A 13,549-nucleotide genomic window follows, 5' to 3' on the forward strand; every position below is an offset into this window, starting at 1 on the left:
GTCTTGCCGGCGCCGCTCTCGCCGACCAGCGCGCGGACTTCGCCCGGCTGCACGGTGAGCGATACCGAGCGCAGCACGCGCTGGCCGTTGGGCAGCACTGCGCTCAAGGAGCGGATTTCGAGGCATGGTTCCATATTGGCGCTCATCGCAGCACCGGATCGAAACGCGCCTTCAATCCTTCGCCGAACTGGCTGAAGGACAGCACGGTGAAGATCAATGTGATCAGCGGGAACACCAGCACCCACCAGGCCTGGTGGATCGACAGCCGGCCCTCGGCAATGATGCCGCCCCAGGTCGGATCGTCGGTCGAGATCGACAGATTGACGAAGGAGAGGATCGCCTCGACGATGACGGCGATGCCCATCTCAAGCGACAAGAGCGCCACCACCGACGGCAGCACATTGGGCAGGACTTCGCGCAGCATGATGCCGATGCGGCCATAGCCGGCGATGCGCGCGCTCTCGACATAGTCCATGCGCGCCTGACTCATCGCCTCGGCCCGGATCACGCGGCAGAAGCGCGTCCAGTCGATGACGGCGATGGCGATGATGACGGAGCTCAAGCCTGTGCCCAACACCGCGACTAAAAGGATCGCGAACAGCACCGGCGGGAAGGCCATCCAGACATCGACGATGCGCGAGATGACGCGGTCGGCCCAACCGCCGAAATAGCCGGCAATGAGCCCGAGCGCCGAGCCGATGAGGCAGGCGGACGCCGCCGCGGCGAAGGCGACGATGAAGGCGATGCGGCCGCCGAAGATCAGCCGTGACAGGAGATCCCGGCCCAGGCTGTCGGTGCCCAGCCAATAGCCGGGCTCGGCGCCGTCGAGCCAGAAGGGCGGCAGACGCTCGAGCATCAGGTCCTGTGCCAGCGGATCTTGCGGTGCGATCAGCGGCGCGAAGATGGCCGCAAGCAGCGCCAGCAGAAGCCAGCCGCCGGCCAGCCATAGCCGCGGGCTGAGGCCCCGACGCAAAATGCGCGCCTCATCCATGACGCAGCCTCGGATTAAGCAGCGCATACATCATGTCGACGCCAAGGTTGATCAGCACGAAGAGCAGCGCGAAGACCAGCACGATGCCCTGGATCAGCGGCAGGTCGCGGTTGATGACGGCATCGATCGCCATATTGCCGAGACCCTCATAGGAGAACAGCCGCTCGACGATAACCGTGCCGCCGATCAGGAAGGTGAACTGCACGCCCACCAGCGTCAGCGTCGGCAGCGCCGCGTTCTTCAACGCCTCGCGCAGGATAACCTGCGTTTCGGAAAAGCCTTTGACCCGCGCGAGCACGACATAGTCGAGGTCGAGCACTTCCTTCAGCGACTGTTTCAGGAGTTGCGCGATGATCGCCGCCAGCGGCAACGCCAGCGCGATCGCCGGCATCAGCATGTGCTTGAGCAGATCCCAGGTGAGATCGAAGCGGAGCCTGAGAATGCTCTCGGCGAGATAGAACTGGGTGACGAAGGGCAGGTCGAGTTGCGGTGACACTCGACCGGAAATGTCGAACACCGGGATGAGCACGCCGAACAGCAGGATCAGCACCAGGCCCCACAGGAAATCGGGGATGGAGAGCGTCGCGCCGCCGGCGATGTCGATGCCGGCTTCGACGGCCGTGCCACGCGAACGCGCACCGAGGATCGCAGCGGAGACGCCGATCGCCACCGCCATCAACAGCGCGACGATGGCCAATTCCAACGTCGCCGGCAGCCGGTTGAAGACGAGGCCGAGCACATCCTGGCGCAGCGAGATCGAAGTGCCGAAATCGCCATGCAGCACGCCGGCGAGCCAGATGAAGAACTGCTGCGCAATACTCTTGTCCAGCCCATAGAGCGCGCGCAGACGCGCTATGTCGTCATTGCTGGCGCCGGGTGGCAGCATCATCGCGATCGGGTCGCCGGGCGCCACGCGGATGACGACGAAGACGACGACGGCGACGCCGAACAGTGTGACCAGCATCGTCATCAGACGAACAAGAAATCTCTGCAGCAGCATGCTCGCTGAGCCTAATGCATTCGGCCCCTCACCGGCCGAATGAGGGGGCCTGCGCGTCGTTGGAGAAGGTGCGCTGCGCCAGCGCAGCTTCCCAGATGTCATCAGGCCGGGGTCATCAGCGCCGGCAGCAGCGCGCCCGATACATGCTGCACGACATTGACCTTCTTCGAGTGCACGATCGGCTGAGCATACTGCATCAGCGGCAGCACATAGGCCTGCTCGGCGATGTATTTGTCGACGGCCTTCCAGCCGGCGATGCGCTTGGCCTCGTCCTTCTCGCCCCACAGCGGATTGATCATGTCGATCAGGTCCTGGCTGTCCCACACCGAATGCGGGCTAGGTCCATACATGGCAAAGCCGGTCGAGGTGGTCGGATCGCCGATCGCATTGCCCCAGTTGTAGAAGGCGGCCGGCGCCAGCTTGTCGGCGGCCCGCAGCTCGTAATGCTTGGCGATCTCGTAGACCTCGATATTGGCCTCGATGCCGACCTTGCGCCACATGCCGACGATCGCCTGGATCATCTCATAATCCTTGGGCTTGAAGCCCTTGGTCGTTTGGATGGTGAACTTGACCGGCTTCTTGGGCGAATAGCCTGAAGCGGCGAGCAGTTCCTTGGCCTTTTCCGGATTGTGCTCGACTTTGATCGACGCGTCGAAGGCCGTGTATTCCGGCGTCTCCAGCGTGGCGATCGGCTGGCCGTAGCCGCGCAGCAGCCGCTTGACCAAGAGCTCCTTGTCCACTGCCATCACAGCCGCCTGGCGGACGTTCTTGTCGAGCATCGCCTCGATGTCGTTGAAGAAGATCATGCCGATGTCGGAGACATTCTTGATCGAGCCGGCGAGTCCGTCCTTGGCGATCAGCCGGTCATATTCTTCATAGGGGATTTCGAGCGTCACCTGCGAGGAGCCGGACTCGACCTCGGCGACGCGGCTTGCCGCGTCGGTGACGAACTTGATCGTCACATTCTCGAAGGCTGGCTTGGCACCCCAGTAATTCAGATTGGCCTTCAGCCGCAGGAAGGCGTTGCGCTCGAATTTGTCGACCATATAGGGCCCGGTGCCGATCGGCGCCTTCTCGAAGCCTTCCGCGCCCACCTTCTCGTAATAGGCCTTCGGCATGATGTAGCCGGTCAGGAACGACATCCATTTGAAATAGACCGGATCGAACTGCACGACGTCGGCGGTGATCTTGTTGCCGTCGATCTTGAAGTTGTTGACGTTCTTCCAGACGAACTGGATCGGATTGCCGGTCTTCTCGTCGCCCGCCCGCTGCAGCGACCAGACAACGTCCTCGGCGGTGAAGGGTGAGCCGTCATGCCATTTCACGCCGTCGCGGACCGTCATCGTCACCTTGCTGCGATCGTCGTTCCAACCCCATTCGGTGAGCAGGCCGGGTGTGAAGGAAAGGTCCGGCTTCTGCGGGATGAACTGGTCGAACACCGACTGGTAGAGGCCTTGGATGGTCGGGTTCACCGCCGAAGGCCCGGTCGTCGGGTCCCAGGATGGCAGGTTGACGTTGTAGGCAATGGTGAGCTCGTCCGCCGCCTTGGCTGCCTTCGGCAGTCCGAGTGTCGCCGCGCCAAGCGCTGCCGCGCCAAATCCAAGCAAATCGCGTCTGTTGATGGTCATGGTCGTTCCCCTTGTTGGTTGTCGGTTTTTGACTCATTGTCCGCGCGGCGTTGTTCATTCGGAAGGTCTGGTGGGCAACCGCGCCTTGTCCATCCTGGAATTCTGCTGCTAATGCCCTCCCAGCTGTTGCGCCAACATGAAGCCGGATCCGGCACCGGTGCCGGCGCCGGGCCATGTCGCGGCGCCAGTGAGGTAGAGGTTTGACACCGGCGTGTTCCAGCGCGCGAAGCCGCGCGCCGGACGGAAGAGAAAATTCTGCGCCAAATGGTGGCTGCCGCAAATCTGGTCGCCGCCGACGAGGTTCGGATTCTCGCGCTCGAGGTCGAGCGGCGAGAAGATCGCGCGCCCGAGGATCTTCTGGCGCAAACCAGGCGCGTAGCTCTCGATGATGTCGAGCACGCGCTCGGCATAGGCGTCCTTGACCGCGTCCCAGGAACCGGGCGCGATCTTGCCGGCAGCATCGCCGAGGATTTCCGCCGGCAGCATGCGCACCTGGACCCAGAGCACGTGCTTGCCTTCTGGCGCCCGCGAGGGATCGACGGCGGTCGGCTGTCCGACGACGAGCACCGGCTGATCGGGCAGCACGCCGGCAATCGCCTGCTGATAGGTGCGCGACATGGCATCGAGCGACGGCGCCAGATGCACATAGGCGAAGTGGCGAAGCTCGGCGCCGGCGCTCCAGTCCGGCAGATCGTCCAGTGCCAGATGGATCATCATCGTGCCCGGCGCATGGCGGAACTTTTTCATCGCCGCGTCAAAGCCGGCATCGCCGGATCCGTTCGGCAACAGCTTGCCAGTCAGCGCCTTGGGCGCGACGCCGGCAATGACGGCCTTGCTGGCGACATGGAAATCGCCGGAGGCGAGCCGCACGCCGGTCGCGCGGCCGCCGGCGACGATGATCTCCGCCACCTCCGCGCCGGCCATGATCTTGCCGCCGGCCGCTTTGACCATGCCGACAAGCGCGCGGATGATGGTGTCGGCGCCGCCCTTGCCGAGCACCATGCCAAAACTCTGGTTGGCCATTGATTCCAGATAAGGGAACACGGCGCCGCCGGCGATGTCGGGCGCGAAGTCGAGATGCATGCCCCAGGCGGCGAGCGTGGTTTGCACGTGCGGCGTCTCGAAATTGTCCTCGAGCCACGCGCGGGGGGAAGACAGCAACAAGCGGCCGGTATCGAGCGCGCCGCCAATGCCTTTCTTGCGCCAAAGATACCAGGCTGTGCCGGCGAGCGCGCGCGGGTTCATCGGCGATCCGAGCAGCGGGAACAGATGCTCCGCCTCGCCTGGAAAGGCCTCGACCAGCCGGCGCCATGTAGCGGCATCGGCCGCGGAGAAGGTGGCGAGCCGCGATGTCGTCTTCTCGAGATCGTTGCTGACGCCAAACCATCTTCCATCCGGGAAAGCGCTGGCGAAACAATCGGCGACGGGCGCGAATTCCAGCCCATGGCTTTTCAATTCATTTGCATATTTCCGATGGAAGGGAGAGCCAGCGAACAGGCTCAGGTTCATCGCGCCGAAGTCGTGCCTGAAACCGGGAAGCGTGTATTCCGCGGTCCGGACCGCGCCGCCGATAGCTGCGTTGCGCTCGAAAACCGCGGTTTTCCAGCCTTTGAGCGACAGATGCGCGGCGCAGGCCAGACTGTTGTGGCCCGCACCGACAAAGATGGCGTCGAACTCGCTCACGCCCTGCCCCAAAATGCTTTATGCTTAAAGATAATTGCAGATGCATATGTTTTCGTCTAGTAGGATATTAAGGGCCGCAACGAGCCTTGATGAGCACGAACAAGAGGGAGCGAAGACAATGGACACGCAGAAACTCCTCGGCGAGGTCGCCGGCCAGCTGCTTTCGGGCGCCATCAAGGTGGTCGACCTGTCGGCGCCGCTCGGGCCCAACACGCCGCTGATCAAGCTGCCGCCGGAGCTTGCCGTCGACACGCCGAAGGTCGAGATCCACCCCATTTCAAAGTATGACAAGAACGGTCCGTGGTGGGCCTGGAACTGGCTGAAGCTCGGCGAGCATCCGGGCACGCATTTCGACGCGCCGCAGCACTGGATCACCGGCAAGGACTATCCGGACGGCGCCACCGACACCATTCCGGCGCAGAATTTCGTCGGTCCGGTCAATGTCATCGACTGCTCAGTGGAAGCCGCCGCCGATCACGATTTCCTTCTCACCGTCGAGCATATCAAGGCTTGGGAGGCCAAGCACGGCGCCATCAATGCCGGCGAATGGGTGGTGATGCGCACCGACTGGTACAAGCGCAACGGTTCGGAAGCCGACTTCCTCAATGCCAACGAGACCGGCCCGCATACGCCCGGACCAACGGCGGAAGCCATCCAGTTCCTGATCAGCAAGGACATCAAGGGCTGGGGCTCGGAGACGATCGGCACCGATGCCGGCAAGGCCGGCGGCATGGAGCCGCCTTTCCCGGCGCACACGCTGATGCACAAAGCCAACCGCTATGGGCTGGCCAGCCTCTGCAACCTCGACCAACTGCCGCCGAAAGGCGCGATCCTGATCGCCGCCCCGCTCAAGATCGAGCACGGCACCGGCAGCCCGATCCGCGCCCTGGCGCTGGTGCCGGGCCAATAGGCGAGGTGGCGGTCTTCGGGAGAAGATCATGCTCGCGGGCAACAGTGTAGTGGAGAGGTGGGATCGGAGCGACGCTGGCGCTCTACGGCGCCCCCCTCTGTCCTGCCGGACATCTCCCCGACAAGGGGGGAGATTGGCAGTTTCGGCGCTCCGCTCAATCTTGCACCGTGGACAATTGGCGAAAGCCGCGATGACAGCTGATCTCCCCCCTTGTGGGGGAGATGTCCGGCAGGACAGAGGGGGGCGCGAAAGAACGCCGCGTCATGAGATTGACTTCATGTCACCCGAGAGCATCCAATGACCGCTGCCGATCACATCATCGTCGGCAGCGGCATCAACGCCCTGGTCTGCGCGGCGATGCTTGGCGCCAAGGGCGCCAAGGTGCTCGTGCTCGAACGCAACGACCGCATCGGCGGCTGCATGCGCACCGATGAGATCACGGCGCCCGGCTTCGTCCATGACGTGATGGCGACGACCTTCGTCCTCTTCATCACCTCGCCGGCCTATGCCGCGCTCGGCAAGGATCTTGCGCGGCACGGGCTGGAATTCTGTCACACGACCACACCCACCGGCGTGCTTCGGCCCGATGGCAGCCATGCCGTGCTCACCACCGACCGGGCCGCCAATATCGCGGCGCTGAACGCATTTGCCTCCGGCGATGGCGACCGTCATGGCGGCGATGTCGGCGACATCGAACGCAATGCCGGACTGCTCTTCGGCCTGCTCGGTGGCGCGCTCTGGTCCTATCCGACGACGAAGCTCATGGCCGGCGAGGCGTGGCGGCGCGGTCCGCGCGAGCTTGCCGCCGTCCTGGGCGAGGCGCTGGTGCCGGCGCGGGGCTGGCTGGAGACCGCGTACAAGTCCGATACCGTCCGCGCGCTCTGGGCGCCCTGGGTGCTGCATGCCGGGCTTGGGCCGGAAGACGCCTTCTCCGGCCAGATCGCCAAGGTCATCGCCTTCGCGCTGGAGGCGGCCGGCGCACCGATCGTCAAGGGCGGGGCGAAGAACCTGCTCGCCGCCTTCGAAGCGCTGATCAAGGAGCGCGGCGGCGAAATCCGCGTCAACGCCGACGTCGCCTCGATCGTCCAGACCGGCGGCCGTGCCACCGGCCTCCGGCTCGCCTCCGGCGAGACGCTGACGGCAGGGAAGAGCGTCATCTGCTCGGTCACGCCGACGCAGCTCTATGGCCGCCTGCTCGGCAACGATGCGCCGGAAAACGCCGCGAAAGCCATGCGTGACTACCGCTACGGCAAGGGCAACTTCCAGATCCACTACGCGCTGAACAAGCCGCCGGCCTGGCGCGGCGAGGGCCTCGACAAGGTGGCGCTGCTGCATCTGACGCCGGGACTCGATGGTGTGTCGAAAGCCTGCAACGAAGCGGTGCGCGGCCTGTTGCCGGAAGTGCCGACGATCTGCGTCGGCCAGCCCCACGCGCTCGATCCGTCGCGCTGTCCGCAGGGCAAGGCAATCCTGTGGCTGCAGCTTCCGGAAGCGCCGCGCCACATCAAGGGCGATGCCGCCGGCAAGCTCGAGGCCCCAGCCGATGGCCGCTGGAGCGAGGCGCTGCGCGACGCCTACGCCGACCGCGTCGAGGCGATCCTCGCTCATCACATCGATGGTTTTCGCGACACCATCATCGCGCGCCGCGCCTATTCGCCTGCCGATCTGGAAGCGATAAACATCAATCTGGTCGGCGGCGATCCCTATGGCGGCTCGTCGACCATCGACCAGTCCTTCTTGTGGCGGCCGTTCAAGGCCAGCCGCAATCACGAGACCGGCATTAAGGGCCTCTACCATATCGGCGCGTCGACGCACCCGGGCGCGGGGCTCGGCGGCGGCTCCGGCTTCCTGCTGGCGGAGAGGCTCTGATGGAACAGAAGCTTCCGGAGAAGCGCCAGCGCATCTCGACCCTCGGCCAGATCGGCCTGCAGCAATTCGCGCCCTATTTGATGAACCGCATCATGGGCCGCTACAACGCCACCCTGCGAGAAGACTTTCGCAAGCAGGGCCTGACCATTCCGCAGGTGCGCACGTTGGCCGTGCTCTCGGTCACCGACGGCATCACCGTCAACGACCTCTCGGTCTATACGGTGATCGAGCAATCGACCTTGAGTCGCACGCTCGACGCGCTGGAAGGCCAGGGCCTCGTGCGGCGCGAGCAGGGCGTCGCCGACAGCCGCTTCCGCCATGTGTTCCTGACCGATGACGGCCGGGCGCTTTTCACCCGCGCCTGGCCGGCCATGCATGATGCCTTCGAAGCGATGTTCGACGGCGTCGACGATGCCGAATATGCCGCGCTGATCGCGATTCTGCAGAAGATGCTGAAGAACATCCGCAAGCACGACATTTGAGTTTGACGTACGCGCCGCCGTCCAAACGGCGGTAACGGAAGGAGGCAGAGATGGCCGAACGGTCTTTTGCCAAGGAAGTTGAAAAGCTGAGGCTTGGCGCCGGCCAGGAATTCGCGGGCGAGGGCATCCTCGCCATCACCAAGGCGCTGCTGCAATGCGGCGTCGGCTATGTCGGCGGCTATCAGGGTGCGCCGATCAGCCATCTGATGGATGTGCTCGCCGACGCGCAGGACATTCTGGGCGAGCTCGGCGTGCACTTCGAGGCGAGCGCCTCGGAAGCAACTGCCACCGCCATGCTTGCCGCATCCGTGCACTACCCGATCCGCGGTGCCGCCACCTTCAAGTCGACGGTGGGCACCAATGTCGCCTCGGACGCTTTGGCGAACCTCGCCTCGGGCGGCGTCACCGGCGGCGCGCTGATCATCGTCGGCGAGGACTATGGCGAGGGCTCCTCCATCATGCAGGAGCGCAGCCACGCCTTCGCCATGAAGAGCCAGGTCTGGCTGCTCGATCCGCGCCCGAACCTGCCCTCGATCGTCAAGGCGGTCGAGGATGGCTTCGAGCTGTCGGAGGCCTCCAACACGCCGGTCATGCTGCAGGTGCGCATCCGCTGCTGCCACGTCCACGGCCACTTCATCGCCAAGGATAACAAGCGGCCGCCTATGTCGGTTGCCGATGCGCTGTCGGCCCCGCGCCGCGACACCGGCCGCATCGTGCTGCCGCCTGCCTCCTTCCTGCACGAGAAGGAGAAGGTCGCAAAGCGCTGGCCGGCGGCGGTCGATTTCATCAAGAGCCGCAAGATCAACGAGGTCTTTGGGCCGGACAATGGCTCGATCGGCATCGTCATGCAGGGCGGCATGTACAATTCGGTCGTCCGCGCGCTGCAGCGGCTCGGCCTTGCCGACACCTATGGCGACACCGACGTGCCGCTTTATGTGCTGAACGCCGTCTATCCGCTCGTCGATGACGAGTTCCTTTCCTTCTGCGAGGGCAAACAGGCGGTGCTGGTCGTCGAAGAAGGCCAGCCCAACTATATCGAGCAGGCCTTTGCCGCGATGCTGCACAAGGCAGGGCGCGGCACCAAGCTGGTCGGCAAGGAGCATCTGCCGATGGCCGGCGAATATACCGGGCAGGTGATGCTGGACGGCATTGGCTCCTTCCTGCGCGCCTATGCGCCGCATCTGCTGCCCGGCGAGGTTCGTGCGCCGAACAAGCTGGGCGAGGGCGTCGACACCGCCGATCTCATCAATGTCGTTCCCGGCCGCCCGCCGGGCTTCTGCATCGGCTGTCCGGAGCGGCCGATCTTCGCTGCGACCAAGCTGGTCGAGCAGGAGCTTGGCAAGCACCACATCGCTTCCGACATCGGCTGCCACCTGTTCTCGATCATGCCGCCCTTCGAGCTCGGCGCCACCACCATGGGCTACGGCCTCGGGCCGGCCTCGGCTTCCGCCTTCAATTCGCCGGGAGCGAAACGCCGGTCGATCTCCTTCGTCGGCGACGGCGGCTTCTGGCACAACGGTCTCACCTCGTCGATCGGCAACGCCGTCTTCAACAAGAATGACGGCGTCATCGTCATCGTCGACAATTTTTACTCGGCCGCCACCGGCGGCCAGGACATCCTGTCCTCGCGCGCCTCGAACCGCACCAAGTCCACAAAACATCCGATCACCGAAGCGGTGAAAGGCATGGGCGTCAAATGGCTGCGCCACATCGACCGCACCTATGACGTCGGCAAGATGCGCGACACGCTGCGCGAGGCGTTGACCACCGAGGAGAAGGGGCCGAAGGTCATCGTCGCCTCGTCCGAATGCATGCTGAACCGCCAGCGCCGCGAGAGGCCGCTGGTCGAGAAGGCGGTCAAGGGCGGCGAGCGGGTCGTCAAGCCGAAATTCGGCGTCGACGAGGACGTCTGCACCGGCGACCACGCCTGCATGCGGCTCTCCGGCTGTCCGTCGCTCTCGGTGAAGTCGCTCGACGATCCGCTGCGCGACGATCCGGTCGCCTCGATTGACCAGAACTGTGTCGGCTGCGGCAATTGCGGCGAGGTGGCGGATGCGGCCGTGCTCTGCCCCTCCTTCTACCGCGCCGATGTCGTGCACAATCCGAGCCGCTGGGACCGTTTCCTGGAAAGCGCGCGCCGCGCGGTGATCGGCCGTTTGCAGCGCCGCCGCGAGAGCCGCCGTTTGATGTTCGCCGATGCTTGAGCAGGCTTCACCGCTGCGCCCGAAGCCGGGCGCCTCTGATGACGAGCGGGTGATAAAACTCGCCGTGCTTGCCGTCGGCGGCCAGGGCGGCGGCGTGCTCGCCGATTGGATCACCGACGTAGCCGAGCGCAGCGGCTACATTGCGCAATCGACGTCGGTGGCGGGCGTCGCCCAGCGCACGGGGGCGACGATCTATTACATCGAGATGGCGCGCGACACCGGCCGGCTGCCGGTCTTCGCGCTGTCGCCATCGCAGGGCGACGTCGACATCTTGATAGCCGCCGAGCTGATGGAAGCCGGCCGCGCCATCATCCGCGGTTTCGTCGCCCCCGAGCGCACGACGCTGATCGCCTCCTCGCACCGCATCGCCGCCGTCTCGGAAAAGATCGAGCCGGGCGACGGCCGCGCCTCGTCGGAAAAGGTGCATGCGACGGCCGAGGTGGCCGCCAAGCGCTTCATCGCCTTCGATATGGAAAAGATCGCCGCCGAGCATGGCACAATGATCTCGGCCAGCCTGCTCGGCGCGCTGGCCGGTTCAGACGCGCTGCCCTTCCCGCGCGAAAACTACGAGCAGGCGATCGGCGCCGGCGGCCGCGGCGTCAAGGCCAGCCTTGCCGCTTTCGGCGCCGCCTATGACCGGGCGCGCGGCATCGCGGTCGCGACAGCCGGGAATAAGGCAAGCGGGAAGCCTGCCGCTCCCGACACCACATCAACGGCCAAGGTCAGTGGTCCCGAAACCCTGCTGAAGGGCTGGCAGGAACTCGCCGCCCGTGTCGCCGCGCTACCGGAACCGCTGCGCGACATGGCTGAACGCGGCCTGAAGAAGGTCGTCGATTACCAGGACATCGCCTATGGCGGCGAATATCTCGGCCGGCTGGACAAGGCCATCGCGCTGGACAGTGCGGAGCGTGGCCATGCGCTGTCGGTCGCGGCGGCGAAACATCTGGCCAACGCCATGTGCTATGACGACATGATCCGCGTCGCCGACCTCAAGACGCGTTCGACCCGCGACAGGCGCGTGCGCAAGGAAGTCGGTGTCAGGGAAGGCTTGGTCCTGCAGGTCACCGAATATTTCCATCCGCGCATCGAGGAATTCTGCGGCACGCTGCCGGTAGCGATCGGCAGTTACATCGAGAGCCGCCCGAAGCTCGCCGCCTTCCTTGACCGCCGCATCAATCGCGGCCGCCATATCCGCACCGACAGTTTCACCGGCTTCGCCATGCTCTGGTTCATCGGCGGCCTGCGCCGCTGGCGCCGCCGCCTGCTGCGCCACAAGGTCGAGGTCGAGCATCTGGAGCGCTGGTACGAACTGGCGCTTGCCCATGCGCGCGAAAACTATGCGCTTGGGCTGGAGATCCTGAACTGCCGACGGCTGATCAAAGGCTACAGCGACACCCACGCCCGTGCCCAGTCGAAATTCGACCGCGTGCTCTCAGCGCTTGCCATGCTCAAGGGCCGTGAAGACGCAGCCGACTGGGTCCGCCGCCTGCGCGAAGCGGCGCTGAAGGACGAAAAGGGCGACATGCTCGACGGCGCGTTGAAGACCGTGGCGACGCTCGACGACGCCGCCCGATAACGAGGATGTGATCCATCCTCCTCCGACGGATTTCGACCCTGTCGTCCGTTTCACGGCGGTAGGGATGAATCACGGAGACGAACTTTATGCTCACCAAATATTTGCTGCCGTTCGCATTGGCCGCCGGCACTTTGATGCTCTCCGCCGGCGCGCAGGCCATGCCGATGGCAAAGCCCAGCGCTGCGCCGCTGCCGATCGAGACGGTCGGCTGGCGCTGCGGTCCTGGTTGGCACGTGAATCACTGGGGCAGATGCGTGCCGAACGGTCGCCGGTTCATCCGGCCCGTGCGCCACTGGCATCCGGGCTTCCGGTATCACCACCGCTGGCATCCCGGCTATTGGAGCAGGTGATCCGTCGAGGGATCGACGCCCGCGCTGGAAACGGCGCGGGAAGCGCCCGCGCGAGGGTTCAGACAGGCAAGGGCGGAGATCAGACATCACGCCGGCTTTCGTCAATCGCCAGTGTCGTACCATGTTCCACAGCGCGGAGTGGTCGCGGCGCCGAAGCTGCCGATCTCCCCCCAAGAAGTGGGGGAGATGTCCGGCAGGACAGAGGGGGGCGCGAAGGATCTCGACCGATCTCACCTGTGCCGCCGCGTTCCTGCCTCGCGGTTGATGGACAAAGTCGAAGCTCTCACACAATCAAATCCCGCATCGGCTTCACTCCTCCTGAGTCCGGAAACACCTTGTCGCCGAGCACGGCGACGGAGAGTCCGAACTGCTCGGCAAGCAACCCCTTCAGTACTGCGCGCACATCGCTGGTCGGCGCGAGGTCGCGGCCTTGGTAAAGCTGAGCCGGCTTCAGCCCCGGCCAGTCGGCGATGACGCGGCCGCCTTTGATCGCGCCGCCGGCGAGCAGCACCACCGTGCCGGTGCCGTGGTCCGTGCCCACGGTGCCGTTGACGCGGGCGGTGCGCCCGAATTCGGTGATGGCGACGATGGCCGTGTCCTTCCAGCGCTCGCCGAGCCCTTTCTCGAATTCCTCGAAGGCGCCATCGAGGCCGCCGAGCAGGTTGGCAAGCCGCCCGGTGGCGCCGCCCTCGTTGACATGCGTGTCCCAGCCGTCGAAGGCCAGCGCCGCAATGCGCGGCCCGTCGTCGGCGGCCATCAGTTTCGCCGCGCCTTGCGCGGACTGGCGCATGCCGGCGGCGTTGGCGAGGCCGCCGCGGGGTTTTATCGTGCTGTCATCGAGCTGGTCGCTCATCGC

The 13,549-nt window shown here is 65.1% G+C and carries 12 protein-coding genes; 6 read left to right on the top strand and 6 right to left on the bottom strand.

Annotated elements, in window-relative coordinates:
* From EOA32_RS40030 to EOA32_RS22245, 5 genes are all read right to left on the bottom strand, one after another.
* On the bottom strand, window positions 1-146 hold a 146-nt coding region (locus EOA32_RS40030; protein ID WP_128372898.1), incomplete at its 3' end, for an ATP-binding cassette domain-containing protein.
* Window positions 143-991, bottom strand: coding sequence for an ABC transporter permease (locus EOA32_RS22230; RefSeq protein WP_095777547.1), 849 nt, complete (start codon window positions 989-991; stop codon window positions 143-145). The genes EOA32_RS22230 and EOA32_RS40030, both read right to left, overlap by 4 nt.
* On the bottom strand, window positions 984-1,991 hold the full coding sequence (locus EOA32_RS22235; RefSeq protein WP_067003667.1) for an ABC transporter permease: 1,008 nt from the start codon (window positions 1,989-1,991) through the stop codon (window positions 984-986). The genes EOA32_RS22230 and EOA32_RS22235 overlap by 8 nt, the downstream gene beginning before the upstream one ends.
* 101 nt (window positions 1,992-2,092) lie before the next feature.
* Window positions 2,093-3,619: an ABC transporter substrate-binding protein gene (locus EOA32_RS22240; RefSeq protein ID WP_128372899.1), complete on the bottom strand. Its 1,527-nt coding sequence runs from the start codon at window positions 3,617-3,619 to the stop codon at window positions 2,093-2,095.
* Window positions 3,620-3,727: 108 nt separating this feature from the next.
* Window positions 3,728-5,302 (bottom strand): NAD(P)/FAD-dependent oxidoreductase, encoded by a 1,575-nt coding sequence (locus tag EOA32_RS22245; protein WP_128372900.1) that lies wholly within the window; start codon window positions 5,300-5,302, stop codon window positions 3,728-3,730.
* 118 nt (window positions 5,303-5,420) lie between these two features.
* Between EOA32_RS22245 and EOA32_RS22250 the strand changes: the two genes are divergently transcribed.
* The 6 genes from EOA32_RS22250 to EOA32_RS22280 all read left to right on the top strand — a co-directional run bounded on the left by EOA32_RS22250 (window position 5,421) and on the right by EOA32_RS22280 (window position 12,693).
* Window positions 5,421-6,212, top strand: a complete 792-nt coding sequence (locus EOA32_RS22250; protein WP_128372901.1) for a cyclase family protein — start codon at window positions 5,421-5,423, stop codon at window positions 6,210-6,212.
* A gap of 297 nt (window positions 6,213-6,509) precedes the next feature.
* Window positions 6,510-8,081 carry an NAD(P)/FAD-dependent oxidoreductase gene (locus tag EOA32_RS22260; protein ID WP_128372902.1) on the top strand — a complete coding sequence of 524 codons (1,572 nt, stop codon included), beginning with the start codon at window positions 6,510-6,512 and terminating at the stop codon, window positions 8,079-8,081.
* Entirely contained in the window at window positions 8,081-8,563 is a 483-nt protein-coding gene (locus tag EOA32_RS22265) for a MarR family transcriptional regulator (RefSeq protein WP_067324441.1), read from the top strand. Before EOA32_RS22260 ends, EOA32_RS22265 begins: the two co-directional genes overlap by 1 nt.
* A gap of 50 nt (window positions 8,564-8,613) precedes the next feature.
* The gene (locus tag EOA32_RS22270; RefSeq protein ID WP_128372903.1) at window positions 8,614-10,767 is read left to right on the top strand and encodes an indolepyruvate ferredoxin oxidoreductase subunit alpha; all 2,154 of its coding nucleotides are present in this window, start codon (window positions 8,614-8,616) and stop codon (window positions 10,765-10,767) included.
* Window positions 10,760-12,343 (top strand): indolepyruvate oxidoreductase subunit beta family protein, encoded by a 1,584-nt coding sequence (locus EOA32_RS22275; protein WP_128372904.1) that lies wholly within the window; start codon window positions 10,760-10,762, stop codon window positions 12,341-12,343. Before EOA32_RS22270 ends, EOA32_RS22275 begins: the two co-directional genes overlap by 8 nt.
* Before the next feature lie 86 nt (window positions 12,344-12,429).
* Window positions 12,430-12,693, top strand: a complete 264-nt coding sequence (locus EOA32_RS22280; RefSeq protein WP_095828041.1) for a hypothetical protein — start codon at window positions 12,430-12,432, stop codon at window positions 12,691-12,693.
* Between the two features lie 283 nt (window positions 12,694-12,976).
* Here the strand turns inward: EOA32_RS22280 and EOA32_RS22285 are convergent.
* On the bottom strand, window positions 12,977-13,549 hold a 573-nt coding region (locus EOA32_RS22285), incomplete at its 5' end, for a DUF1501 domain-containing protein (protein ID WP_128372905.1).

This window comes from Mesorhizobium sp. M1A.F.Ca.ET.072.01.1.1, assembly GCF_004023325.1.
Classification (GTDB): Bacteria; Pseudomonadota; Alphaproteobacteria; order Rhizobiales; family Rhizobiaceae; genus Mesorhizobium.

Coding starts and splice junctions, on each gene's coding strand:
- EOA32_RS22230 (WP_095777547.1), bottom strand. CDS start 991: ATGGATGAGGCGCGCATTTTGCGTCGGGGCCTCAGCCCGCGGCTATGG.
- EOA32_RS22235 (WP_067003667.1), bottom strand. CDS start 1,991: ATGCTGCTGCAGAGATTTCTTGTTCGTCTGATGACGATGCTGGTCACA.
- EOA32_RS22270 (WP_128372903.1), top strand. CDS start 8,614: ATGGCCGAACGGTCTTTTGCCAAGGAAGTTGAAAAGCTGAGGCTTGGC.
- EOA32_RS22275 (WP_128372904.1), top strand. CDS start 10,760: ATGCTTGAGCAGGCTTCACCGCTGCGCCCGAAGCCGGGCGCCTCTGAT.
- EOA32_RS22280 (WP_095828041.1), top strand. CDS start 12,430: ATGCTCACCAAATATTTGCTGCCGTTCGCATTGGCCGCCGGCACTTTG.
- EOA32_RS22250 (WP_128372901.1), top strand. CDS start 5,421: ATGGACACGCAGAAACTCCTCGGCGAGGTCGCCGGCCAGCTGCTTTCG.
- EOA32_RS22240 (WP_128372899.1), bottom strand. CDS start 3,619: ATGACCATCAACAGACGCGATTTGCTTGGATTTGGCGCGGCAGCGCTT.
- EOA32_RS22260 (WP_128372902.1), top strand. CDS start 6,510: ATGACCGCTGCCGATCACATCATCGTCGGCAGCGGCATCAACGCCCTG.
- EOA32_RS22265 (WP_067324441.1), top strand. CDS start 8,081: ATGGAACAGAAGCTTCCGGAGAAGCGCCAGCGCATCTCGACCCTCGGC.